The sequence below is a fragment of the Agrobacterium vitis genome (assembly GCF_014926405.1).
Taxonomy (GTDB): Bacteria; Pseudomonadota; Alphaproteobacteria; order Rhizobiales; family Rhizobiaceae; genus Allorhizobium; species Allorhizobium vitis_H.
In genome coordinates this window covers 547,315-571,242 of the sequence record NZ_JACXXJ020000003.1, presented here as the reverse complement: position 1 = coordinate 571,242, position 23,928 = coordinate 547,315, and the positions used below count along the sequence as shown (strand labels likewise).

Below are 23,928 nucleotides of genomic sequence, written 5' to 3'. Positions count from 1 at the left end.
AAGGTTTGGAGTTTTTCGGAGCGCATATAGGTGATGGTATTATTTTTATCAAAATAGTTTGAATACTAATTATATCTGTGCTATCAAGATGCCATGAACAATGATCTCGACACGCGCAGACGTTTGACCAGTCAGCTGTTTTCGGCCGCGCGCCTCTGGCGCCGAACGATCGATGTGATCCTGGCCGAACATGGAATTTCCGAGGCCTGTGCTTCGCCGCTGGTGTGGATCGGCCGGTTAGGGGGCGGTATTCGCCAGATCACCCTTGCCGAACATGTCGGCATCGAGGGGCCTTCGCTGGTGCGGCTGCTCGATCAGCTTGAAGCCTCGGGAATGGTCATGCGCAAGGACGATCCCACCGACAGGCGGGCCAAGGGCCTTTGGTTGACGCCGGAAGGCTCGCGCATGGCGGCGCGGATAGAAGCTGTGCTGGACGATGAACGGGCTGGAGCCTTTGAAGGCGTTTCCCAGGCGGATCTTGAAACGACTCTGCGCGTTTTAATGGAGTTTCAGCAGCGTTGCGTCGATATGCGGGCGAGCCGGGACAAGAAGGACTAGGGTCGATGGTCGCACCAACCTGGAGAGATTGGGTGTTTTCCGGCAAGGCTTTCGCGGCCGCCGTGCTGGCCCTTTATCTTGCCCTGATGTTTGATCTGTCGCGGCCTTATTGGGCTGTTTCGGCAGTCTATATCGTTTCCAATCCCTTCGCGGGGGCCACCAAATCCAAGGCGCTGTACCGTGTGCTTGGCACATTGCTGGGTGCAAGCGCTGCGGTTGTGTTCGTGCCGGTTTTCGTCAATGCGCCGGAGCTTTTATCTCTGGTCGTGGCGCTCTGGACAGGAACTCTGCTGTTTTTGTCGATGTTGGACCGTTCGGCGCGTGCCTATGTTTTCATGCTGGCCGGTTACACGCTGCCGTTAATTGCCTTGCCTAGCGTGAGCGACCCTGGCGGTGTCTTTGATGTCGCGCTGGCGCGGTCCGAGGAAATCACCCTGGGCATTCTCTGCGCCACGCTCGTTAATCAGGTGGTGTTTCCCTCCAGTATCGGGCGACTGTTCAGTGATCGGATTAATGTCTGGCTGGCCGATGCTGGTGCCTGGGCCGAGGATATTTTGCGCGGCGAAGGTGCCATACCGTCCACCCCGCTGAAGCGCCAGCAATTGGCCTCTGACGTGTCCAGTCTTGACCTGATGATCAGTCAGTTGAGTTACGATCCAGGAACCAAGGATGTCGTTGGCCAAGCGCGGGAGCTGCGCGGTCGGCTTTTGATGCTGCTGCCAGTGTTTTCGTCGCTGGCAGACCGGTTGCATGCTGTCAAACAGCAATCCGGGCTGGATGACGCTCTCATCGCCCTGCTCAATGATATCGCCGATTGGTTCAAACTGGGTGGCGGCGTCGAGACGGAAAAGGTTGGTGCCAGCCTGCTGGCTCGGATCGACGCCCTGCAGAACCAGGATAAGCCAGGTGGCTGGGATGATCTCGTCATGTCGAGCCTGCTGACCCGGCTGAAGGATGTCGTTGAACTCTGGCAGGATTGCCTCACACTGCGCGATCACATCGCCAGCGGCGGCCATGCGGCGGAGACTTTGCCGCTCCTGCACACCAGACGTATCCTGACGGGCTCCCGGCATTTCGACCATGCACTGCTGGCCATGAAAGTGGCTGTCGTTGTGGTGGGCATTCTGTTGGCCTGCGCATTCTGGATTGCCAGCGGCTGGAGCCAGGGGGCGAGTTTCGTTTCTATGGTCGCGGTGTCCTGTTCGTTTTTTGCCGCCCAGGACCGGCCTGCGCCGATGATCCGCAAGATGCTGATCTGGACGGCCCTGTCGATTGTGGTTGCCTTCGTCTATCTCTTTGCCATTCTCCCAGTTGTGACCTCCTTCGAAATGCTGGTGCTGACGCTGGCGCCGATGTTCCTTTTCATCGGGTTGAAGATGAGCAATCCGCAAATGGGCATGTTTTTCATGCTGCTGGCGGTCAACAGCGCCACGCTGATCGCCATTCAGGACCAGTATTCCGCGGATCTGACCAGCTTTGCCAATGGTGGGCTGGCGACCCTGCTCGGCATCGGTTTTGCCCAACTCTGGGTCACCGTCGCCCAGCCTTTTGGGGCTGAACTGGCGGCCCGGCGATTGATGAAGTCGGGATGGCGGGATCTTGCCGATACGGCTTCCGGATCACGGTCGGGAGATGTCGATCGCCTTTCCAGCCGCAGTCTTGACCGGCTTGGGCAGCTTGTCCCCCGGTTGGCGGCATTGAATGTGCGCGATCTCGGTGATGTCGATGGCTTTGCCGATGTCCGGCTTGGGTTCAACGTGGTGACGCTGCAACAGCAGCGGCCATCGCTTGGGCAGGAAAGCGGCACGCTGATCTCGCAGGTTCTGGCTGGCATTGCGGATCATTACCGGCGTCGGCTGAAGCGGGGTGGGTCAGGGTCGGCGCAGCCGCAATTGCAGGACACCATCGACCGGGCGCTGGAGACGGTCATGCGCAACGAGGGCGATGGCGGGCGTCGGGTCACCGACGCGCTGGTCGGTCTCAGGCGTGTGCTGTTTGGTCAATCACCACCGCCAAGCCTGTCCATACCGTCCGGCCCCCACCAACTTTCTTTCGCAGCAGAGTAACGTCAATGCCGACCGAATTCGATATTTATGGCGTCTATATCCCGCGCCTTTTCGTGGTGATGCTGATCGCGTTGCTGATCAGCATGGTGATCCGCAAGCTGCTGGCCTGGATGGGTGCCTATGGGCTCGTCTGGCATCGTGGGCTTTTCGATGTTGCGCTCTTTGTCCTGCTGACGGCAGGTCTTTCCTTTCTAACACGCTGGTTTGTCTCATGACGATGTTGAAATCTCTCGGTAGGGTCGCTGTTACCCTGGTTGTCGTTGTTGCCGCGCTTTTTGCCGGCTATCACCTCTGGGTCTATTATATGGAAGAGCCGTGGACGCGCGACGGGCGCGTGCGCGCCGATGTCGCCGAGATTGCCCCTGATGTCACCGGCCCCGTCAGCGAGGTGCTGGCGAAGGACAATGCGACCGTGCGCAAGGGCGATGTTCTGTTCAAGGTCGATGCGAAACGGTTCGAACTAGCGCTGGAGCAGGCGCAGGCCGATCTCGATCAGGCGAAATCCTCGCTGGATGAGGCCGTCCGCGAACGCCAGCGCGAAGAGCGGCTTGGCGATTCCGCTTCGGCCCAGGCGCGCGACAAGGCGGTGTCAGCCGAAGAGCAGGCCCAGGCTTCCTATAACAAGGCCCTTGCCAGCCGCGATGTTGCCAAGCTGGATCTGGATCGCACCGAAGTCAAATCTACCGTTAACGGCACGGTGAGCAATTTCTCTCTTCAGGTCGGCGATTTCGTCAATAGAGGCACGGCAACGGTGGCTGTCGTCAACACCGATACCTTGCGGGTCGAGGCCTATTTCGAGGAAAGCAAATTGCAGCGCATTCGTGAAGGCGACCGGGCCTCCGTGCGGATCATGGGACAAAAAACCGTGCTGACTGGCCGGGTCGAAAGCATGGCGACCGGCATTCAGGACCGCGAGCGCGATTCAAGCTCCGGCCTGCTGGTCAATATCACCCCGACATTCAACTGGGTCCGGCTGGCGCAGCGCGTGCCGGTACGCATTCATCTCGAAAATGTCCCAGAGGGTACACGGCTGATCTCGGGCCTGACGGCCACAGTAGACATCCAACCGGAAGCGCAGGCTGGTCAGAAGTAGCGATACTGCATAATTCCTTCAACCGATTCCGGTTTGCGTCATTACCCAGTAGGCCACCGCGACCTCTGATATCTTAAGCCTCGGCATTTTTATTGCCGAGGCCGATATACTGCTGACGGCGAGCCTGTGGTGATTCGCACCGAACCACGAGGACGCAGGAACCACAAAAACCTTAGATATCGGCGATGAATGCCTGTTTCTGGGTACCGAGACCTTCGATGCCCAGCTCAACCACATCGCCAGCCTTCAGGAAGCGTGGGGGCTTCATGCCCAGGCCGACGCCGGGCGGTGTGCCGGTGGAAATCACATCGCCGGGATGCAGGCTCATGAACTGGCTGAGATAGGACACGAGAAAGGCGACGCCGTAGACCATGGTCTTGGAGGAGCCGTCCTGCATGGTCTCGCCATTGACGGTCAGCCACATTTTCAGGTTCTGCGGATCGGCAATCTCGTCCTTGGTGACCAGCCAGGGGCCGATCGGGCCGAACGTGTCGCAGGATTTGCCCTTGGTCCATTGACCGGCTCGTTCGGTCTGGAAGGCGCGCTCGGACACGTCATGGGAGACGCAGTAACCTGCAACATAGTCCATGGCATCTGCCTCGGACACATATTTTGCCGTCTTGCCGATGACGACGCCAAGTTCGACTTCCCAGTCGGTTTTTTCCGAGCCGCGAGGGATCAATACTTCATCGTTAGGACCGCAAATCGCTGAAGTCGCCTTCATGAAGATCACCGGTTCAGGCGGTACGGTTGCGCCGGTTTCTGCGGCATGGTCGGAATAGTTGAGGCCGATGCAGATGAACTTGCCAGTGCCGGAGACGCAGGCGCCGATCCGGCCGGGCGCAAGTTCCGGCAGGGTCGCTGGATTGAGCGCTGCCAGTTGTGACAGTCCTTCCGGCGAAATCGCCGCACCGCCGATATCGGTTACATGGGCGGAGAGGTCGCGGATCTTGCCATCGTTATCGAGAAGGGCTGGCTTTTCCTGGCCAATCGGGCCAACGCGCATCAGTTTCATCGGGTATTTCCTTTCATGTTTCCAAGCACTCTGGCTGAAATTTAAGGCAACTCTAAATCGACCAGCCGCCGTCGATGGCGTAGGCCTGCCCGGTCGTATAGGTGGCGCCGGCCAGATAGACGGCAAGATCGGCGATCTCTTCCGGCGTGCCGATCCGCCCAATTGGCTGGCGGGCGATGAAGGCGGCGCGGGCAGCCTCATAATCGCCTTGCGCCTTCAGCCTGTCCTGAAGCGAAGGGCTTTCCACCGTGCCGGGGCAAATGGCATTGCAGCGGATGCCCTGGGCGACATATTCGGCAGAGACGGATTTGGTCAGGCCGATCACGGCGGCCTTGGTGATCGAATAGGCGCAGCGGTTGGCAACGCCTTTCACGCTGGAGGCGACTGAAGACATGTTGATGATCGCGCCATCGCCTTTTTCGATCATCGCAGGCAGCACGGCGCGGATGGTGCGCACCATGGCATGCACATTGAGGTCGAAGGCAAAGTCCAGTTCGTCGTCCTTCATGTCGAGAACCGAGCCAGCATGAACGAAACCGGCGCAATTGAACAGCACGTCGAAGGGACCGGTTTCAGTAATCACCGCCTTGACCTCGTCGTCCTTCAAAACGTTCAACCGGCGCGTGGTGATGCCAGCCTCCGCTTCCAGACTGGCCAGCGCCTGCTCGTTGATGTCAGTGGCGACGACCGTGGCGCCGGCGCGGGCAAAGGCCAAGGCGCTGGCCCTGCCTATGCCCTGGCCAGCGGCTGTTATCAGCACTTTTTTATGATCAAGAGACGACGACATTGGGTTTTCCTCCTGGGGTTCGGGCAGCCTTTAAGGGGACGAAGGGGTTGGGCTTTTGGTGCACGAACCACTCGTCTTCCTATCGATACCACCGGATTATTGCAGAATTTCCGCCTGATCCTCTTCCATTTCAAGGGGAAATTGTAATGTATAAATAATGCATTACGGGGAATGCGCGATGAACTATAGGTCGCTGGACGGTGTAAGGTCAAGCTTACTTGGCGCACTGACCTGACGGACGTCAGAGGCTTTTGTCCAACCGTCGATCCAGGTCTCGGGCGAGTGTTTCGGCATTGCGGCCAATCACGATACTCTGGTGATTGCCGCGCATGTCGATCCACTCTGCGCCCGGCAAGAAAGCCTCCCATATGGTCTTCGGATCGCAATCGATCGGTGATCCGCCAAGGGCGCGATAGAATGTCAAGCGACCGGTATAAAGTCGTGGCCGGTAGAGCCCCTTCATTCTCAGAAGCTGACGGGCCATTCGATCATAGCTGGGAGGGTAATTGCCGATCCATTGCGGCGCCATCGTCGGATAGTCGGGGTGACGGGGATCGCGGAAGCGAAACAGAAATGGGCGGAAATAGGCGGGAATGCCAGCGGCTCGGGCAGTAATTTTTGTCCATGGATGTCTGATGGATAGCCCTCCATCATCTCCGCCCTGACGCGGAGGCGGTATGGCGGCCGGGTCAAGCCGGGGCTTTACGGTCTTCAGCCGCCGCGTCAAGCGTTTCAGCATGAAACTCAACCAGACGGATAGCGGCCAAGTATACTCGCTTTGGGGTGTGTCGATCAGGCCGAGAAAGGCGACATCCTGGCCACTGTCTTTCAATGCTCTCGCCAGTTCAAGCGCCAAAACTCCGCCGAAGGAATAGCCCATCAAACAATAGGGACCGGGAATGCTCGCCTCTCGCAGGGCTGTGAGACAGGTGCGAATTTCATCCTCGACAACAGCCGGGTCACGACTGGTGTTATCGAAGGGCGTCAGGGACATGCCGAGAATTCGGCCCGGAAAGCGCAAGCGCTGAATGAAGTCCTGTACTTCCAGAAAACAGCTCAAGCCTCCGGCAAAAACGATCAATGTCTTGTCCGTGGAACCCTTCCTGATTTCGATAATCTTTGGCAGGTTCAAATAGGCCCCATTCTCGATGGCACGGGCAAGCGCCTGCGGACTTGGCCAGAGATAGAAACTGTTGACATCCAGTTCTATCGAGGTCTCCCGCCAGAAACGGTCAATGATGCGCAAGGCCCGGTTGATGGTCAGACCGTCTTCCAGCAGATTGTCGTCGGGCGACACAGCACGTTTCAATTCCTGGCGACAGAGATCGACCAGCAATGCTGTGACATTCATACGAACAGCCCGTTGCCGGCCCAAATCGTCTTCATTTACGATCCTCGCAGACATGATCTCGATATCCATCGCCTTAGGTGGAGAGGATAGCGAGGACAATCACGATGAAGCCAAAAGACATCGTCGTGGTCTATCTACGACATTATGCCGTTAATGAGAATGGATTTCACCAAAAAAGTCAGACCACGAGGCGCTGCGTTTAGTTTTGTGGCAGGGGGGCTTCGGCAAATGGTCCGCCCAGCAGGGGACCGATGCTCTCGCTTTCGCGGCCCTGGTCCATCGGCGCGTCCTGTGACCGGTCCTGTGCTTTCCAGCCGAGCTTATCGGCGTCGCTACTCACCATGCAGCCGCGATCATTGTCGGAGACGCCGTAAACCATCAGGCAGCCGAGCGTCTCGACCTTGAAGGCGCGGTCGACGAGACGGGTCAGGTCATCGGCACTGATCCATGTGGTGAGCATACGGGGGCTGCGAACCGTATCGAAGCAGGAGCCGATGCGCACGGATACCGATTGAATGCCGCATTTGTCGTGATAGGTGCGGGCCAGCAACTCGCCATAGGCCTTGGACAGGCCGTAGAAACTGTCGGGCAGCATTGGCGCGGTCTCATCGATTGGCGCCCCGAACGGGTGTAAGCCGACGACATGGTAGGAACTGGCCAGCACGATACGCGGGACACCAAGGCGTCGGGCGGCTTCGAATATGTGATAGGTGCCGCGAATATTGGCATTCAGCACGGTTTCGAACGATGCCTCATTGGCCATGCCGCCGAGATGGATGACGCCGTCCACACCTTGCATGACGGTGCATATCGCATCGAAATTGCCGAGATCGGCACCTTTGATGCCCCAGGCCGTATCGTCATGCAGGTCGCTCAACACCAGGTCATAGCCAAGTGCTGTGAGGCGCGGTGCAAGCGTGGTGCCAATATTGCCAGCGGCACCGGTGATCAGGAGACGGGTCATCAAACACTCCTTGCCTAGAGTCTGTCTCCCAAAAAGTGCTTTCCGGTTTTGGGGTAAAGACATGCGTATAAACAAAAATCTAAAGCCCATTCTATGAGAGCGATTAAGCGGAAAGTGCTTTAGGTCAAATGGCAGGGCTCAAGCGATATAGCCGTCCGATTTGCGCCCAGCTACCGGCAGCTCAACCGCAAAGACCAGGCCCGCGAACGCATTGCCTTCTCCCCCCGGTTTCAGACTGGTGATGAAAGCCGTTCTGAAATCCGGCCCGCCAAAGGTGATATTGGTCGGATTGGTGGTGGGCACATGGATGACCATATCGGGGCGGCCTTTGGGATCAAGTCGCAGCACGCGCCCGCTATCGGAGGCGGCGATCCAGTAAAAACCGTCCTCGTCCACCGCTGCGCCATCCGGGCGCCCACCGATCTCGGACAGGTCCGCGAAGAGCTGTGGGGGCTCCAGTGGCATGCCATCACTGTCAAGCGCAATGGTCCAGACGCGAGCAAGGGTGGGATGGCTGTCAGACACGTAAAGCCGCTTGCCATCGGGCGAAAAGGCAAGACCATTCAAGGTGCGAAAGCCGTCGCGCACCACGCGAACCTGCCCTTTGTCGATGCAGAAAAGCCGCCCGAGATGGACACGATGCGGTTCTATACTGCCGCACCAGAAGCGCCCAGCCGGATCGGCGATGCCGTCATTCATGCGGGTACCGGGCGCGGCAGTGAAAGGAGAATGCAGCAGTTCCCGGTTCAGTCGATCGCCATCCAGCGATAGATATTCGAACCCGCGTGAGGTTCCAGCAATAAAGCCATCACCGCATGGTGCGATGGAGGCAAGCGCGCCATCCAGCACCCAGCGTTTCAAGCTGGCATCTTGCGGATCGAAGCGCAGCAGGCCGCCTGCCTCGATGTCGCAATACCAGAGCGCGTCACCATGCCATAGCGGGCTTTCTGCCACGGTGACGGCTGGAATATCAAGCGGTTGCGCGGTAAATTCTCTCATTGCACCCCCATCGCCTGCGGCATGATCAGCGGTTTGCGCCGTCTCGACATATCGGGCTGCGGCACTGAGGCGATCAGCTTTTGGGTATAGGGATGCTGGGGCCGCAGGCAGATGTCGTCGGCATCGCCCATTTCGACAATCTTGCCCTTTTGCATCACCGCAACCCGGTCGCAGAAATAGCGCACCACGGTAATGTCATGGCTGATGAAGATGAAGCTGATGCCAAGCTCGGCCCGCAATTCGGCCAGCAGATCGAGAACCTGATGGCGCAGCGACACGTCCAGCGCCGAGGTCGGCTCATCGGCGATGATCAGCCGTGGATTGGGCGCGATGGCGCGGGCGATGGAAATGCGCTGACGCTGACCACCGGAAAAGGCATGCGGATAACGGTTGATGGCATTGGTCGGCAGGCCAACGCGGTCGAGCAGATACTCCACCCGCTCGCGCATCTGGGTGGTGGTCAGGCCCATCATCCGCATCGGCTCGGCGATGGTTTCAAACACCGTCATGCGTGGATTGAGCGAAGAATGTGGGTCCTGAAACACCATGCGCATTTCCGTATAGAGATGACGCATGGTGTTGCGCGATGCTTTGACGATGTCAACGTCTTGCCCGTTGGCATCGGCATAATGCACATGGCCAGCCGTGGGCTTGTAGATTTGCAACATGGTGCGGCCAAGCGTGGTCTTGCCCGATCCGCTTTCTCCGACGATCCCAAGGGTTTCGCCGGGTGCCAGGGTCAGGCTGACCCCGTCGATAGCCTTAACGCCGAACGTCTGTTTCACTCCCCAACGACGGCGCGAACCGAACTGCAAGTGCAGGTCGGAAACCTCCATCAGCGGCTTGGCGGCGGCAGGCAGCGTGCGCTTGGGAAGGGGCGTTTCCAGCTTCAGCACGGCACCCAGAAGTGCTGCTGTATAGGCGGCAGCCGGGCGGCGCAGAACCTGTTCGGCCAGCCCTTCCTCGACCTTTTCGCCACGATACATCACCATCACCCGGTCGGCGATCTCAGCTACCACGCCGATATCGTGGGTGATGAACAGCACGGCCATGCCGCGCTCACGCTGAAGCGAGACGATCAGGTCGAGAATCTCGGCCTGGGTGGTGACGTCGAGCGCCGTGGTCGGCTCATCGGCAATCAACAGGCGCGGATTGCACGACAGCGCCATGGCGATCATTGCGCGCTGGCGCATGCCGCCTGAATATTCGAAGGGATAGCGGTCGATGGTGGTTTCCGGATCGGGAATGCGCACCTGACGCAACAGGTCGATGGCGCGGGCGCGCGCCTCAGCCTTGTCCATCTTCTCATGCAGCAGGATCGCCTCGATGATCTGCTCGCCGATCCGGTGTACGGGCGATAGCGAGGTCATCGGCTCCTGAAAGATCATGGCGATCTGGCCGCCCCGGATCGATTGCATGTCCTGGCTGGAGGATTTGAGCTTGGCGATGTCGCGGTCAGCGTTGCCGTTTTCGCCAGCGAGAAGGATCTCACCTGACGTCAGCCGACCGGGATCGGCCAGCAGCTTCAGGATGGCGCGGGCAGTGACGCTCTTGCCCGAGCCGCTTTCGCCCAGCACGCAAAGGGTTTCGCCTTCATGGACATCGAAGGAGACATTGCGGACGGCCTGAATGACCTGGCGATGCACGGGAAATTCGACGCTGAGGTTCTTGACTTGCAAGAGGGGCTTTACGTTCGATGTCATGGAGTTACCTCACGCATAGGGATCGGCTGCATCGCGCAGGCCGTCGCCAAGGAAGTTCAGGCTGAGGACTGCGACCACCACCGCCACACCGGGTGCCAATAGCCACGGAGCCTGGGTCAACGCCCGCAGGTTCTGGGCGTCCTGAAGCAGCACGCCCCAGCTGACGATGGGCGGTTGCAGGCCAAGGCCGAGGAAGCTCAGCGATGTCTCGGCAAGGATCATCGTCGGGATTGCCAGTGTCACGGCGGCGATGATGTGGCTGGTGAAGGAGGGCATCATATGACGTCCGATCACCCGCATTTCGCTGGCACCGTCCAGCCGGGCGGCGGTGACGAAATCCTCGGTGCGCAAGGACAGGAAGCGGCCTCTGACCACCCGCGCCATTTCTGTCCAGCCGATCAAGGAGAGAATGACCAGGATAACGAAATAGACCTTGAGCGACGACCAGTCCTTCGGCATGGCGGCGGCCAGCCCCAGCCACAGCGGAATGGTCGGGATGGAGCGGATAAACTCGATGGTGCGCTGGATGACGCTATCGATGATCCCGCCGAAATAGCCGGAGATGCCGCCCAGGATCAGGCCGATCACCAGGCTGAGAAACACGCCGATCAGGCCAATCGACATGGAAATCCGTGTGCCATAGATGACGCGCGACAAGAGATCGCGGCCAAGCCGGTCCGCACCCAGAATATAGAAAGGCTTGGTATGATCGAGCGGGCCGATGAAGTGCAGATTGGTGGTGAACAGGCCCCACATGTCATAGCTTTCGCCACGGGCAAAAAACTCGATGGGGATGATCGCATTGTCATCCACCTGGAAAACCCGGGTGAAGGATTTCGGATCGACGACATTCTTATAGCCCTTCACATGCGGCAGGAATTTGCCATCGTGAAACAGGCTGATCGGCTGCGGCGGCGCGAATGTATATTGCGGCTTGAAGGTTGTCGGCAGGGTTGGCGACAGGAATTCTGCGAAAATCGCCAGGAAATAGATCGCTGCCGTAGCGATCAGGCCGATCATCGCCAGCTTGTGGCGGCGAAACTTGAACCACATCAACGCCCATTGCGAGGAGACCACCATGCGGTCGCCGGTTGTCTGATTGTCCAGCAAGGGTTCGTTCGGCGTGCCAGCGCCTGTCGTGGCTTGGGGCAGGGGGGAAGATGTTACGCTCATGTCAGACGAATCCTTGGATCGACGATGGCAAGCAGGATGTCGGACAGCAGCGTGCCGACCAGGACCAGGCCACCGGTCATCAGCAGGAAGGCACCGGCCAGGTACATGTCCTGGGATTTCAGCGCCTGCAAAAGGAGAGGCCCGGCGGTGGGCAGGTTCATCACGGTGGACACGATCAACTCGCCGGAAATCAGGGTCGGCAATACCCAGCCGACGGTGGAAATGAACGGATTGATGGCAACGCGCACCGGATACCGCAGGATCGCCCGCCGTTCTGGCAGCCCTTTGGCAAGGGCCGCTTCCACATAGGGCTTGCGCAATTCGTCAAGCAGATTGGCGCGCATGACGCGGATCAGCGCCGCCGTGCCGCTGGCTCCCAGAATGATCACGGGGATCCAGACATGCTTGAGAAAATCCCCGATCCGGGCCAGTGACCAGGGGGCATTGGCGAATTCCGGCGAGAATAACCCGCCGACGCTCTGGCCGAAGTGAATGGTCGCCACATACATCAACAGGATGGCCAGCAGGAAATTCGGGATCGCCATGCCGATAAAGCCCAGCAGGGTGAAAAGGTAATCGCCCGGAGAGTATTTGCGCACGGCGGAGTAGATGCCGATCGGCAGGGCCGTCAGCCAGACGAACATCAGCGTGATGAAAGCGACCAGCGCCGTCATGCCCATTCGCTGCATCACCAATTGGCTGACAGGCTGGTTCCACTCGAAGGAATAGCCGAAATCGCCATGCATCACGCCGCCGATCCAGTGGACATATTGCAGCACGACCGGCTCGCCGATGCCATAGCGTTGGCGCAGGGTCTCCAACTGGGCAGGAGACATGGTGTCGCCGGTTTCAGCGGCCTGGGCGGCCAGCGTCGAGACGAAATCGCCTGGCGGCAACTGGATCACCACGAAGGTCAGAAGCGAAATGGCAAACATCGCGGGGATCATGCCCAGCACGCGCAATGTGATGAACCGTAACATCGACGATCCTTTCCGGGGTCTTACGTTCCTGTCCATGGACGTGGGCAGGGGACTACAGGGTGACCAAAAGCGGGGTCTTCGGGGCGCCGGACGAGCAGCGCAAGGTTGGGCAAGTGCCACGCGGACGACGCCCCGAAGTCGGGAGGAGCTCTCTTAGTTTTGGATGAACCATTGCTCGGTATTGCTGGGTGCCGGGCTTGGATAGACCCAGGAGGTCGGTGCGTTGTTCATCACGTTGTGCAGGTTCTTGGCCTTGACGGCGAAGCCAGCGGGCGGTGTCGAAATCGCAATCGTGTAGAACTGGTCGGCGGCAATATCGAGAATCTGCTGGAACAGCGCCGTCTGCTTGGTCTGATCGGTGGTGCCCTTGATCTGGTTATACAGATCCCACTGTTTCTTGACCGGCTCCGGCGGCTCTTCTCCGCCTTGCATCTTCAGATAAGCCTTGCCCCAGGCGACCGCATAGTTGGATTCAATCGAGACCGGCATATAGAGGCGCGGATCAAGCAGGGCATCGACGCCATACCCTTCGCCGGTCCACAGTGCCACGTCATGGTCGTTATTGTTCTTGACCTCATAGAACCGCGTGCGGTCCATCGATTGGAAGCGCGCATCGACGCCAACGGCCTGCCAGTAGCGAATGACCAGTTCGGCAACATCGCCCCAGTTGGACAGCGCCGCAGGCGTGATGACGGTAAAGGTCAGGCGTTTGCCATCAGGGCGAAGCCGGAAGCCATCGGCATCCTTCTTGTCGAGACCGATACTGTCGAGCAGCTTGTTGGCCTTGTCAGGGTCGTAATCGAGATACTGATGCGCCAGCCGGTCATTGGCGTAGAGGGTGTTTTCGTTTGGTGCCACCTGTTTCGGCTGCGTCAGGCCCAGATAAATCGCATCGATGACCGATTTGCGATCAATGGCGATACTCATCGCCACCCGGAAATCCTTGTTGCCGAAGATCTTGCGCATCTCCGGGTCCTTATGGGTCATATTGAAGGAAAAGGACGTGTCCGCACCCTGGCCGGTAATCCGGTCGATCAACTCGTACCCACCCTTGTCCGCGCCTTCGTTCAAGACTGGACGGTTCTGGTTCACGCCGATATGGCGTTCCTGATAGTTGATCTTGCCGGCAATCGCCGCCAGAAGCACCGTCTGTACATCCGAATTGACGCTATAGCGGGCGCCATCGAGATAAGGCAACTGGTTGCCCGCCGGATCGACCTTCCAGTAATAGGGATTGCGCTCAAACGTCACCTGGGTGGCGCCGGATACATAGGGGTCCTTGATCTTCCAGGGGCCGAGCACGGGCATGTCAGGATTGCGCCAGCGCTGAACCTGCTCGATTTCCAATCCGCATTTGTTGGTCAGATGTTCGATCCAGCTGGCATCGCCGGCATCCTTCGCCAGTTTTTCGGCATCCGGATTGAACTTCGGCATGAACTGGCCGCAATATTGCTTCGACATCAAGGTGAGCTGCGTGCCGAACACGCCCGCGACATTCATGAGGAACAGGCCGTTCGGGCCGGAGAATTTGATGGTGACGCTGGTTGGGCTGTTGACGGTCGCCACCGGCAGCTTGCCCCCCACCAGCATCCAGGCGGGCTTGGCCGGAAACAGCTTGTCGTCGGGAAGCACGTCATTGACCATGAAGGCGATGTCTTCGGCGGTGAAATCCATGCCGTTCGACCATTTCATGCCCTTGCGCAATTCGAAGGTGAAGGTCGTGGCATCATCGCTGGCTTTGTAGGAGGTGGCAACGTTGGGAATGATCTTGCCCGACCATTCCCGGTCCCAGGCCATCAGCGGCTCGTAGCCGGTCAGCTTGGCCAGTGCGTTGCGGTCATTGCCGCCCACCAATCCGCCGGTCTGGTAGCCGCCATAGACGCCGACACGTTCGACCATATCCTCGACGCGCGGATTTTCCGGCAGACGTTTTTCGACCGGTGGCAATTTGCCTTCCTTGACCAGCGCATCAAGCTGCGGCGCCTGATGATAGTCCTGGGCAATCGCCATGACCGGCATGCCCACCAGTGCGGCAAGCGCCACTGTGGCAAGCAGTTTTCTGGTCTTCATCGTGTTTTTCCTCCCGAAAAGATAGATTTTATGATGGGTCGAAGTCGCTTTGCTGCATTCGCCAGCCGATAAGAACAGACGCTCCCGGGTCTATTCCTGTCGTCAGTTGTTTCTCACTGCTTCCAGGGTTCGATCAGCCCGGCCAGAATATCCACCTCTTCCGAGGTCAAATCCGTCAGAGGCGGACGGACCGAACCGGCGGCAAAGCCCTGAAGACGAACGCCAGCCTTGATGGCCGCGACCGCATAGCCCTTCTGGCGGCTGCGCAAATCCATGAAGGGGAAGAAGAACCGGTTGAGAATGTTTTCGCAGGTCGCCCGGTCGCCAGCCCGCAGCGCCTTGTAAAAATCGCAGGCCAGTTGCGGCACGAAATTGAAGACAGCCGACGAATAGGTGGAGAAACCGGCACCCAGATAGGCCTCGGCAAACAATTCCGCTGTCGGCATGCCGCCGATATAGGTGAGGCGGTCGCCCAGCGTCGCGGTGATACGGCGCACCAGGCCGAGTTCGCCTGTGCCATCCTTGAAACCGATCAGATTGGGGCAATCATCGGCCAGGCGCTGGATGGTTTCGGTTTGAAGCACGCAATTGTCGCGGTTGTAGACGGTGACGCCGAAGCCAACCGCATCACAGACCGCCTTGACATGGGCATAGAGGCCCGCCTGCGGCGCATCGATCAGATATTGCGGCAGCAGAAGAATGCCGTCGCCGCCAGCCTTTTCGATGCCCTTGGCAATTTCCACGGCAACCCTTGTGCCACCGCCGCAGCCGCCGACGATAGGCACGCCATTCGATGCCGCCTTGGCGGTGGCAACAATGCCAGGAATTTCATCCGGCGACAGCGAGAACATTTCGCCGGTGCCGCCAGCGGCAAACAGCACGGTCGCGTCATAGCCAGACAGCCAATCGATATGCGCACCATAGACATCCGGGTTGAACTCGCCCTTGTCATCGAAAGGGGTGACGGGAAAAGACAGCAAGCCTGCGCCCAGTGCACGTTTCAGTTCATTCGGTTCCATGGTCCGCCTCTCCTGCGTTCAACTGCTCCGTGCCACACGATCTTCTTCGCGAAAGACTTGAACGGGCACCTATCCTCGTGCTTTATAATGACTGCAACCGAGTCATATCATGATTTCAAGTGAAGTCATATTATGATTTAAAACGCCTGTCCAGTCGAATTCCGTTCAACATTTGCCCAAAACCCGAACTGCACCTTTATGGAGATTTCCATGGCCAAAGCCCCATCGCCGAATGAAGCACAGCGCAAGCCAAGGCTGGCCGAAAGCGTCATCGAAGCCTTGCGTGCCGATATTGTTGGCGGACGGCTGGCGCTCGGCACGCAATTGCCGACCGAGCCGGGGCTGATCGAGCGGTTCGGGGTCAGCCGCACGGTGATCCGCGAGGCCTTGGCCGAGCTACGGGCTGCTGGGCTCGTCGATGCCCGTCAGGGCAAGGGCGTGTTTGTTGTTGATGACCTGCCCGGACAGGAAATGCGCCTCAGCACGGAAGAGCAGCGGAGCATTCCTAAAACCCTGGAAATGCTGGAATTCAGGGTGGCGATCGAGACGGAAGCCGCAGCACTGGCCGCCGTGCGCCGCTCTTCGGCGCAGGAATATGAGATCCGGGCGGCCAATGAGGTGATGGCGGATCTTGTTGCTGAAAAAGCGCCGACCTCCAAGGCGGATTTCGATTTTCACCTGGCCATCGCCCGGGCCACCAATAACAGCTATTATCTGAGCGCCTTGCAAAGCTTTGGTCCGCAGGCCATTCCGCGCTCCAACTTGCCCAACCTCGCCTCTTCACGCAGCGAAACCTATCTTTCGCAAGTGGTGGAGGAGCATGGCCGGATTGCTGATGCCATTTCCGGTCAGGACCCACAGGGCGCGCGCGCCGCGATGCGCGAGCATATCGAGAAATCCCAGGAGCGGCATCGGGCGCTGGCCCGGAATCTGCGCAAGGAGGGCGGCTGAGGCGCATAGATGTTTGCGCTTTTGCTTGCCTATCCTCTATGGTCTTGGCATTGCGTCGCAAAATAATCAAAAGGCAGATTTTATGACCAGAGAGATCTTCATCCGCAATGCGTCCGATTATGCGCTGGGCGGCAAGCTGACTGACGATCTGGCCCGTCTTATCGCACGCCGCTCGGTCAGTCAGTCGGAAGGCAAGCCGGAGGATCTGCAAGCCTATCTGGTGGAGGATATTCAGCCGCTGTTGTCGTCGCTTGGCTTTGCCACGGAGATTTTCGCCAATCCGCGAGAGAATGGCGCGCCGCTTTTGATCGCCAGCCTGATCGAGGACGCCAGCCTGCCGACCGTGCTGATCTATGGGCATGGCGATGTCTGTAATGGCGAGGCGCATCGCTGGCGCGAAGGGCTCGACCCTTTCGTGCTGCATCAGGAAGGGGATAAGCTCTACGGGCGCGGCACGGCGGATAACAAGATCCAGCATCTCATCAATATCAAGGCGCTGGAACTGATTTTGAAAGAGAAGGGTAAGCTCGGCTTCAACGTCAAGATCATCATGGAAATGGCCGAGGAAACCGGCTCCTACGGTTTGCGTGAGTTTTTCCAGGCCAAGCGCGAAGCCCTTGCCGCCGATGTGCTGATCGCATCCGATGGGCCGCGATTGGCTGCTGATACACCGACCATGTTCATGGGCTCACGCGGCGGCTTTGCCTTCAACCTCATCGTTAACTTGCGCGACGGCGATCACCATTCCGGCAATTTCGGCGGCTTGCTGGCCGACCCGGCGATCATTCTTGCCCATGCCATCGCCGCGATTGTTGATGCGCGGGGCCAGATCCAGATCCCGGAATGGCTGCCGACCAGCCTGACCCCTGACATTCGCGCTGCCCTCAAGGACCTGCCGTCCCGCAAGCATGACGCGGACTGGGGTCAAGCGGATCTGACGCCGTCCGAGCGGGTTTTCGGTTGGAATTCCATGGCGGTTCTGGCCATCTCCTCAGGCAATATCAACGCGCCGCAAAATGCCATTGCCGGATCGGCGCGCGCCACCTGCCAGCTGCGGTTCGTGGTGGGAACGGATATGGAGGGCATTCTGCCCGCTTTACGACGACATCTCGATGCCCATGGGTTTCCCATGGTGGCGGTGGAGCCAGCCCGAGGCGAGGCGTTCCGGGCCACCCGGTTTTCCCCCGATCATCCCTGGGTGCGGTTTGTCGAGCAATCCATAACCCGCACAAGCGGCAAGCCGGTACATGTCCTGCCCAATCTGGCGGGCTCGCTGCCCAATGATGCCTTTACCAACATTCTTGGCCTACCGACCATCTGGATTCCCCATTCCCATGCTGAATGCGGACAGCACGGACCGAACGAGCACGCTCTTCTGTCCATTGCCGAAGAGGGCATGCGGGTGATGACCGGCCTGTTCCTGGATATTGGCGAACAGGCTGCCGCGTTGAAATCCGTTTGAGACTTTGGGCCAGTTGATTGCATCAGGAATTCTGATATTCATTCGTCAAACGCCTTGTTTTCGGATGAATATCAGTAATGAGCAGAAATTTTCTTGTGATCGACCCGGAAGACGGCATGGCGGTTCTGAAAGGGCTGGCCTCGCCATTGCGGATCGCAATGCTCAAGCTATTGCATGAAAAAGGCGCGATGAATGTCAATGACATCGCTGCTGAACTGTCGCTGCCGCAATCCACCGTCTCCACCAATCTTCAGGTTCTGGAAGACGCGGGGTTGATCCGCACCGAGAGCCAGAAGGCCCGCAAGGGCAGCCAGAAGATCTGCTATCCGACTGCCGAGGAGGTGCTGGTTGTCTTCAAGAGCGAGCGGCGCAAGATCGATGCCCATGCCATCGAAGTCGCGATGCCAATCGGGCTTTATACCAGCTATGAGGTGACGGCACCCTGTGGTCTTTGTTCCCCCGAAGGCATCATTGGCTTGCTGGACGTCCCCAATACCTTCCTTGATCCGGAACGGATGAAAGCCGGGCTGATCTGGTTCACCAGAGGCTATGTGGAATATCAATTCCCCAACAATGCCAAGCTATCCGGCAGCAGCATCCGCGAAATCGAAATTGCCATGGAGCTGAGTTCGGAAGTGCCCGGCACCAGTGCCGACTGGCCTTCCGACATCACATTGTCGATCAATGGCACGGATGTCGGAACATGGACCTCTCCCGGCGATTTCGGTGACAAGCGCGGTGTTTATACGCCCGACTGGTGGAAGCTGAAGGGCTCCCAATACGGCAAGCTGAAGAATTGGCGAATTTCCTCAGAGGGCACGTTTGTTGATGGCGTCAAGATTTCATCCGTCGATCTCAATGCTATCGATCTGCTGGCCCATCATTCCATCCGGGTGCGGATTGGTGTGCGCGATGATGCGCGCCATCCCGGTGGGATCAACATTTTCGGACGCGGATTTGGCAATTACGACCAAGATATCGTGCTGCGTATTCGGACAGAGTGAATATCAGATTTGGTGATTGATAGGTTCTGGGCGTGAATATCAGCCGTCACGCCTTTGTCACATTGTTGTCATTGAGGTTTTGCTGTGTTGCAGCATTGATTTCCCCGTCATTTGGGTCGTTTTTCAGCTTGACGCTTTGCCAAAATCGCTATTTTATATCCAACAAGATGGTTTAAATCATCATATTGGATACATATAGGGAGGATGACATGAAGGCGACCGTTCTGGCGCATGCCGATTTCAGCATTGCGGAGATTGATCCACGGCTCTACGGCTCCTTCATAGAGCATCTGGGCCGGGCAGTTTACACCGGTATTTATGAGCCCGATCACCCGAGCGCCGATGAAAACGGCATGCGCCGCGATGTCATCGATCTGGTGCGGGAGTTGAACGTGCCGATCGTGCGCTATCCCGGCGGCAATTTCGTTTCGGCCTATAATTGGGAAGACGGCATTGGCCCTAGGGATCAGCGCCCGGTTCGCCTTGATCTCGCCTGGCATACGTCGGAGAGCAACGAGGTCGGCCTTCACGAGTTTGCCGATTGGTGCGCCTCTGTCGGAACTGAGATGATGCTGGCCGTCAATCTCGGGTCGCGCGGGCTGGATGAGGCGCGCAATTTTCTGGAATATGCCAATCATTCCGGCGGCAGCTATTGGAGCGATCTGCGTATCAGCAATGGCAGGCCGCAGCCTTTTGATGTGAAGCTCTGGTGCCTGGGCAATGAAATGGACGGCCCTTGGCAGATCGGCCACAAATCGGCTGATGAATATGGCCGGCTTGCCCATGAAACCGCCAAGGCCATGCGGACCTTCGATAAATCGCTGGAACTGGTGGTCTGCGGTTCGTCCAACGCCAAGATGCCGAGCTATCCGCAATGGGAGGCGACCGTTCTCGACCATACCTATAATGAGGTCGATTATATTTCCCTGCATATGTATTTCGACAACAAGGCAGGCGATACGCCCAATTATCTCGCCCAGAACAAGAAGCTGGATGATTATATCGTCTCGGTTTCTGGTGTGATTGATTTCATCAAGGCCAAGAAACGCTCTTCCAAGAATGTCTATATTTCCTTTGATGAATGGAATGTCTGGTATCATTCCAACGAACAGGACAAGGCAATCCTCCAGGGTAATGACGGCTGGCCCTTTGCGCCGCCATTGCTGGAAGACATCTATAATTTCGAGGATGTGTTGCAGGTCGGGCTGATTATCAACACTTTCATCCGCCGTTCCAACGTGGTGCGCATCGCCTGCCTGGCGCAATTGGTCAATGTGATTGCGCCAATCATGACGGCGCCGGGCGGTCCGGCCTGGCGGCAGACGATTTTCTATCCATTCCTGTTCGCCTCGGTACATGGCCGTGGCACGGCGCTGGATCTGCGGGTAAAAAGCCCGACCTATACGGCGTCTGCCGTCGGTGAGGTCGACAGTCTCGACATTGCCGCCGTGCATGACACGGCGGATGGCTCGATTGCTTTCTTCATCGTCAATCGTTCAGAGGCGGCCATCGAGACCACATTCGATTTGCAGGGGTTTGGCACCGCGCCGTCTATCGCCGATTATCAGGTGATGACCCATGCCGACTTGAAGGCGGTCAATACGCAGGAGCGGATGACGGAGGTTGCGCCACGCCCGGGCGAGGGGTTGGTTATCGATGGCACAAGCCTGACGGCGTCGTTTCCGGCGCTGTCCTACCAGATGATCCGGGTGAAGGTTCGGGATGTCTCTTAGGGGGCATGGATAATTCCTGACCTTGCTAAACCTGGGAGGAGGATAGCGATGACGGCACAGATCGAAATCAGCAATGTCAGCAAGACCTACGGTGCCATGACCGTGCTGGATGGCCTGTCGCTGTCCATTCCGGCCCATGAATTCGTGGTCTTCCTTGGTCCGTCGGGCTGCGGAAAATCGACTTTGCTGCGGATGATCGCCGGGCTTGAAAGCGTCGATGACGGCGAAATCCACATCAATGGCGAGCGGATTGACGGGCTTCCACCCGGTCAGCGTGACGTGGCTATGGTGTTTCAGTCCTATGCGCTTTATCCGCACATGACCGTGCGCCAGAACATGGCCTTCGGGCTTGAGAATATTCAGGTTTCCCGATCGGTCATCGATGCGCGTATTGCGGAAGCGGCGCGGATGCTGGAAATCGATCATCTGCTGGAGCGCAAGCCGGGGCAGCTTTCCGGTGGTCAGCGCCAGCGCGTGGCGATTGGCCGGGCGGTGGTGAAGGAGCCCAAGGCCTTCCTGTTTGATGAGCCGCTGTCCAATCTGGATGCGGCTTTGCGCACCCGGACCCGCATCGAGCTGGCGCAATTGCATCAGCGGCTGCGCTCAACAATGATTTTCGTCACCCACGATCAGACCGAAGCCATGACGCTGGCCGACAGGATCGTGGTGATGAACAATCGTCGCATCGAGCAGATTGGCACGCCGATGCAGATCTATGAGCGCCCGGCAACCCGGTTTGTTGCCGGTTTCGTCGGGTCGCCCGCGATGAATTTTCTCGATGTTACGGGGCTTACCCCCGGCAGATCCGGCCTTGTCGTCACTTGCGGCCAGAGCCTGCGCATCGAAACCCATATCGATCCGGAAAATGCTGCGTCGGCTGTCACGCTCGGTATTCGCGCCGAGGCGGTTCACGTCACGCCTCCTGAGGGCGGGGACGTTGATGGCACGATCGATGTGCTGGAGCGTCTGGGTGATCGGACACTGATCTATACACGATTGGCGGATGGCCAAAGTGTGGTGGCCGCAACGGCGGGTCAGACGCGCCTGAAAATCGGCGATCGCATAGGCCTTGGTTTTGACGGTGAAAAAGCCCATCTGTTCGATGCGGATGGAACCGCCCGGCATGCGGAGGTGCTGTCCGATGGCTGACCGCTCTTTTGAATTGTCGGGTGTGAGCCTGCGCCGCCGTTCAGCCCCTGCGTCGATGAGCATCCATGCTCCGCGCTGGAGCCATGCGTTATTCGTGGCGCCTTACCTGACATTTTTCACCACGCTTCTGGTTTTTCCGCTGATCTGGGGCATTTGGCTGAGTTTCCATAAGGCCGATATGTTTTCGAGCGGGCGGTTCGTCGGCTTTGATAATTATCTGCGGCTGTTTCGTGATACCGTTTTCATTCAGTCGATCTGGAATACGTTCTATTTCGTGGCGCTGACGGTGCCGACGCTGGCGGTGCTTGGGCTATTTCTGGCGCTCGCGCTCAACCGGCAGACGCGGACGGCGGCGGTTCTGCGAACCCTGTTTTTTGCTTCCTCGGTTCTTTCCGTCACCATCGTCACGCTGGTCTGGCGGATTGTGTTCATTCCGCAGGTCGGCTTGCTGGCCACCATTTTCGGCTGGTTCGGCGCAACGGCGCCCGCCGCTCTTTCCGATCCGGACCTGGCGATGATTGCGATTGCCATCGCCACCGTCTGGTGGTGCCTTGGCCTGCCGATGATGCTGTTTCTATCGGCCTTGCAGCAAATTCCCGGCGATATCTATGAGGCGGCGGCGCTGGACAATGCCAGCCGCTGGCGGACACTGACGGCCATTACCCTGCCATCCATCAAGCGGACATTCCTCCTGGTGGTCATCATTCAGATCGTCTTGCAATTCCAGCTGTTTGGCCAGGCGCTGTTGATGACGCGGGGCGGGCCGAACAATGCGACCAGACCCATCGTTCTCTATATCTATGAAGTCACTTTCCGCCGCTGGGATCTTGGTCTCGGGGCCGCAGCCTCCGAAATCCTCTTCATTCTGATCCTGCTCGCCGCCATGGCGCAATATCTGATCACCAGACGTAAAGGAGACGCGGCATGAGCGGCTTTTCCTCTTCTCACAGCAAGCTTGGTGACCGGATCGTCCTTGGGCTGGTCGTGCTGTTATCTCTCGTGATGCTTTTGCCCATTCTCTGGGTGATCGGATTGTCGCTGAAGGAAAACAGTGTGCTGATGGCCGACCCCAATTCGGTGTTTCATCCGCCCTATATCGTCAGCAACTATCTCAATATTCTCCAGACATCCTCGGTGTTTCGCTGGATACTTAACAGTCTGATCGTTTCGATCAGCCTCACCATCGGCACGCTGATCCTGTCTTCGCTGGCCGGCTATGGCTTTGCCCGGCTGAATTTTCCAGGCCGCGATGCGCTGTTTGTGATCGTTCTGTTCGGGCTGGCGGTCCCGGAGCAGGCGGTTCTGGTTGCCCGCCACCAGATTTTCAGCATGCTTGGCCTGCACAATACCTATCCGGGCCTTGTGCTGCCGGGTCTATCCAGCGCTTTCGGCGTCTTTCTGATGACGCAATATTTCCGGGCCATTCCGCGCGATCTGGATGAGGCGGCCCTGCTGGACAATGCCAGCCGGTTCCGAATCTTCTGGAAGGTGCTCTTGCCTCTGACGCTGCCCGCCCAGGCGACGCTTGGCATTTTCACGTTTCTGGCGTCCTGGAACGATTATTTCTGGCCGCTGATTTCGGCATCCAGGAAGGACATGTATACGCTGACAGTGGGGCTTGCCTCAACCCAGACTAATTTCGGTCAGTCCGAAGGCCTGGGCTTTCTTATGGCGCAGGCGGTGTTTGCTGGAGCGCCTATCCTTATCATCTATCTGTTTTTCCAAAAATATATCGTCACGGCGGTGTCGGGGGCAGCCGTTCGGTAGCGTTTGCGCTGACATTACAAGCAAGAAGATAACAGGAAACACGTGGGAGGAGAGAGCATGAAAGCGACGCCAATCAAATCGAGG

21 protein-coding genes are annotated in these 23,928 nt (G+C 58.2%); 11 read left to right on the top strand and 10 right to left on the bottom strand.

Going from position 1 to position 23,928, the window contains the following annotated elements:
* Positions 1-93: 93 nt before the first annotated feature.
* Genes IEI95_RS04150 through IEI95_RS04135 form a run of 4 tightly spaced genes read left to right on the top strand, consistent with a single transcriptional unit; the run spans position 94 to position 3,717 of the window.
* Complete coding sequence (locus IEI95_RS04150) at positions 94-558, top strand: MarR family winged helix-turn-helix transcriptional regulator (protein ID WP_194415983.1); 465 nt, start codon at positions 94-96, stop codon at positions 556-558.
* Positions 559-563: 5 nt separating this feature from the next.
* Positions 564-2,624 carry an FUSC family protein gene (locus IEI95_RS04145; protein ID WP_194415981.1) on the top strand — a complete coding sequence of 687 codons (2,061 nt, stop codon included), beginning with the start codon at positions 564-566 and terminating at the stop codon, positions 2,622-2,624.
* Positions 2,625-2,629: 5 nt separating this feature from the next.
* Complete coding sequence (locus tag IEI95_RS04140) at positions 2,630-2,839, top strand: DUF1656 domain-containing protein (protein ID WP_041698552.1); 210 nt, start codon at positions 2,630-2,632, stop codon at positions 2,837-2,839.
* Positions 2,836-3,717 (top strand): efflux RND transporter periplasmic adaptor subunit, encoded by an 882-nt coding sequence (locus IEI95_RS04135; RefSeq protein WP_012654014.1) that lies wholly within the window; start codon positions 2,836-2,838, stop codon positions 3,715-3,717. Before IEI95_RS04140 ends, IEI95_RS04135 begins: the two co-directional genes overlap by 4 nt.
* Before the next feature lie 172 nt (positions 3,718-3,889).
* Here the strand turns inward: IEI95_RS04135 and IEI95_RS04130 are convergent, their stop codons facing one another.
* The 10 genes from IEI95_RS04130 to kdgD form a co-directional block, all read right to left on the bottom strand.
* Positions 3,890-4,732 (bottom strand): fumarylacetoacetate hydrolase family protein, encoded by an 843-nt coding sequence (locus IEI95_RS04130; RefSeq protein ID WP_194415979.1) that lies wholly within the window; start codon positions 4,730-4,732, stop codon positions 3,890-3,892.
* A 52-nt stretch (positions 4,733-4,784) separates the two neighbouring features.
* Entirely contained in the window at positions 4,785-5,519 is a 735-nt protein-coding gene (locus tag IEI95_RS04125) for an SDR family oxidoreductase (protein WP_194415977.1), read from the bottom strand.
* Positions 5,520-5,760: 241 nt separating this feature from the next.
* Positions 5,761-6,870, bottom strand: a complete 1,110-nt coding sequence (locus IEI95_RS04120; protein WP_156532376.1) for a thioesterase domain-containing protein — start codon at positions 6,868-6,870, stop codon at positions 5,761-5,763.
* Positions 6,871-7,069: 199 nt separating this feature from the next.
* The gene (locus tag IEI95_RS04115; protein ID WP_194415975.1) at positions 7,070-7,834 is read right to left on the bottom strand and encodes an NAD-dependent epimerase/dehydratase family protein; all 765 of its coding nucleotides are present in this window, start codon (positions 7,832-7,834) and stop codon (positions 7,070-7,072) included.
* A gap of 138 nt (positions 7,835-7,972) precedes the next feature.
* Positions 7,973-8,833 carry an SMP-30/gluconolactonase/LRE family protein gene (locus IEI95_RS04110; RefSeq protein WP_194415973.1) on the bottom strand — a complete coding sequence of 287 codons (861 nt, stop codon included), beginning with the start codon at positions 8,831-8,833 and terminating at the stop codon, positions 7,973-7,975.
* Positions 8,830-10,536, bottom strand: a complete 1,707-nt coding sequence (locus tag IEI95_RS04105; protein WP_194415971.1) for an ABC transporter ATP-binding protein — start codon at positions 10,534-10,536, stop codon at positions 8,830-8,832. Before IEI95_RS04105 ends, IEI95_RS04110 begins: the two co-directional genes overlap by 4 nt.
* Positions 10,537-10,545: 9 nt before the next feature.
* Complete coding sequence (locus IEI95_RS04100) at positions 10,546-11,709, bottom strand: ABC transporter permease (RefSeq protein ID WP_156532243.1); 1,164 nt, start codon at positions 11,707-11,709, stop codon at positions 10,546-10,548.
* On the bottom strand, positions 11,706-12,689 hold the full coding sequence (locus IEI95_RS04095; protein ID WP_012654022.1) for an ABC transporter permease: 984 nt from the start codon (positions 12,687-12,689) through the stop codon (positions 11,706-11,708). Before IEI95_RS04095 ends, IEI95_RS04100 begins: the two co-directional genes overlap by 4 nt.
* 153 nt (positions 12,690-12,842) lie before the next feature.
* Complete coding sequence (locus IEI95_RS04090; protein WP_194415969.1) at positions 12,843-14,759, bottom strand: ABC transporter substrate-binding protein; 1,917 nt, start codon at positions 14,757-14,759, stop codon at positions 12,843-12,845.
* A 113-nt stretch (positions 14,760-14,872) separates the two neighbouring features.
* Complete coding sequence (kdgD, locus tag IEI95_RS04085; RefSeq protein WP_194415967.1) at positions 14,873-15,778, bottom strand: 5-dehydro-4-deoxyglucarate dehydratase; 906 nt, start codon at positions 15,776-15,778, stop codon at positions 14,873-14,875.
* A gap of 210 nt (positions 15,779-15,988) precedes the next feature.
* On the opposite strand from kdgD, the gene IEI95_RS04080 reads away from it, so the two are divergent.
* The 7 genes from IEI95_RS04080 to IEI95_RS04050 all read left to right on the top strand — a co-directional run bounded on the left by IEI95_RS04080 (position 15,989) and on the right by IEI95_RS04050 (position 23,844).
* Positions 15,989-16,729: a FadR/GntR family transcriptional regulator gene (locus IEI95_RS04080; protein ID WP_071204191.1), complete on the top strand. Its 741-nt coding sequence runs from the start codon at positions 15,989-15,991 to the stop codon at positions 16,727-16,729.
* 82 nt (positions 16,730-16,811) lie between these two features.
* Positions 16,812-18,191 (top strand): M20 family metallopeptidase, encoded by a 1,380-nt coding sequence (locus IEI95_RS04075; RefSeq protein ID WP_194415965.1) that lies wholly within the window; start codon positions 16,812-16,814, stop codon positions 18,189-18,191.
* Positions 18,192-18,268: 77 nt separating this feature from the next.
* Positions 18,269-19,195: a metalloregulator ArsR/SmtB family transcription factor gene (locus tag IEI95_RS04070; protein ID WP_194415963.1), complete on the top strand. Its 927-nt coding sequence runs from the start codon at positions 18,269-18,271 to the stop codon at positions 19,193-19,195.
* Between the two features lie 209 nt (positions 19,196-19,404).
* The gene (gene arfA, locus IEI95_RS04065; RefSeq protein WP_156537231.1) at positions 19,405-20,928 is read left to right on the top strand and encodes an arabinosylfuranosidase ArfA; all 1,524 of its coding nucleotides are present in this window, start codon (positions 19,405-19,407) and stop codon (positions 20,926-20,928) included.
* 48 nt (positions 20,929-20,976) lie between these two features.
* Complete coding sequence (locus IEI95_RS04060) at positions 20,977-22,077, top strand: sn-glycerol-3-phosphate ABC transporter ATP-binding protein UgpC (RefSeq protein ID WP_194415962.1); 1,101 nt, start codon at positions 20,977-20,979, stop codon at positions 22,075-22,077.
* A gap of 55 nt (positions 22,078-22,132) precedes the next feature.
* Positions 22,133-23,005: a carbohydrate ABC transporter permease gene (locus tag IEI95_RS04055; RefSeq protein WP_234890957.1), complete on the top strand. Its 873-nt coding sequence runs from the start codon at positions 22,133-22,135 to the stop codon at positions 23,003-23,005.
* Positions 23,002-23,844 carry a carbohydrate ABC transporter permease gene (locus IEI95_RS04050; RefSeq protein WP_156537229.1) on the top strand — a complete coding sequence of 281 codons (843 nt, stop codon included), beginning with the start codon at positions 23,002-23,004 and terminating at the stop codon, positions 23,842-23,844. Before IEI95_RS04055 ends, IEI95_RS04050 begins: the two co-directional genes overlap by 4 nt.
* Positions 23,845-23,928: the final 84 nt, after the last annotated feature.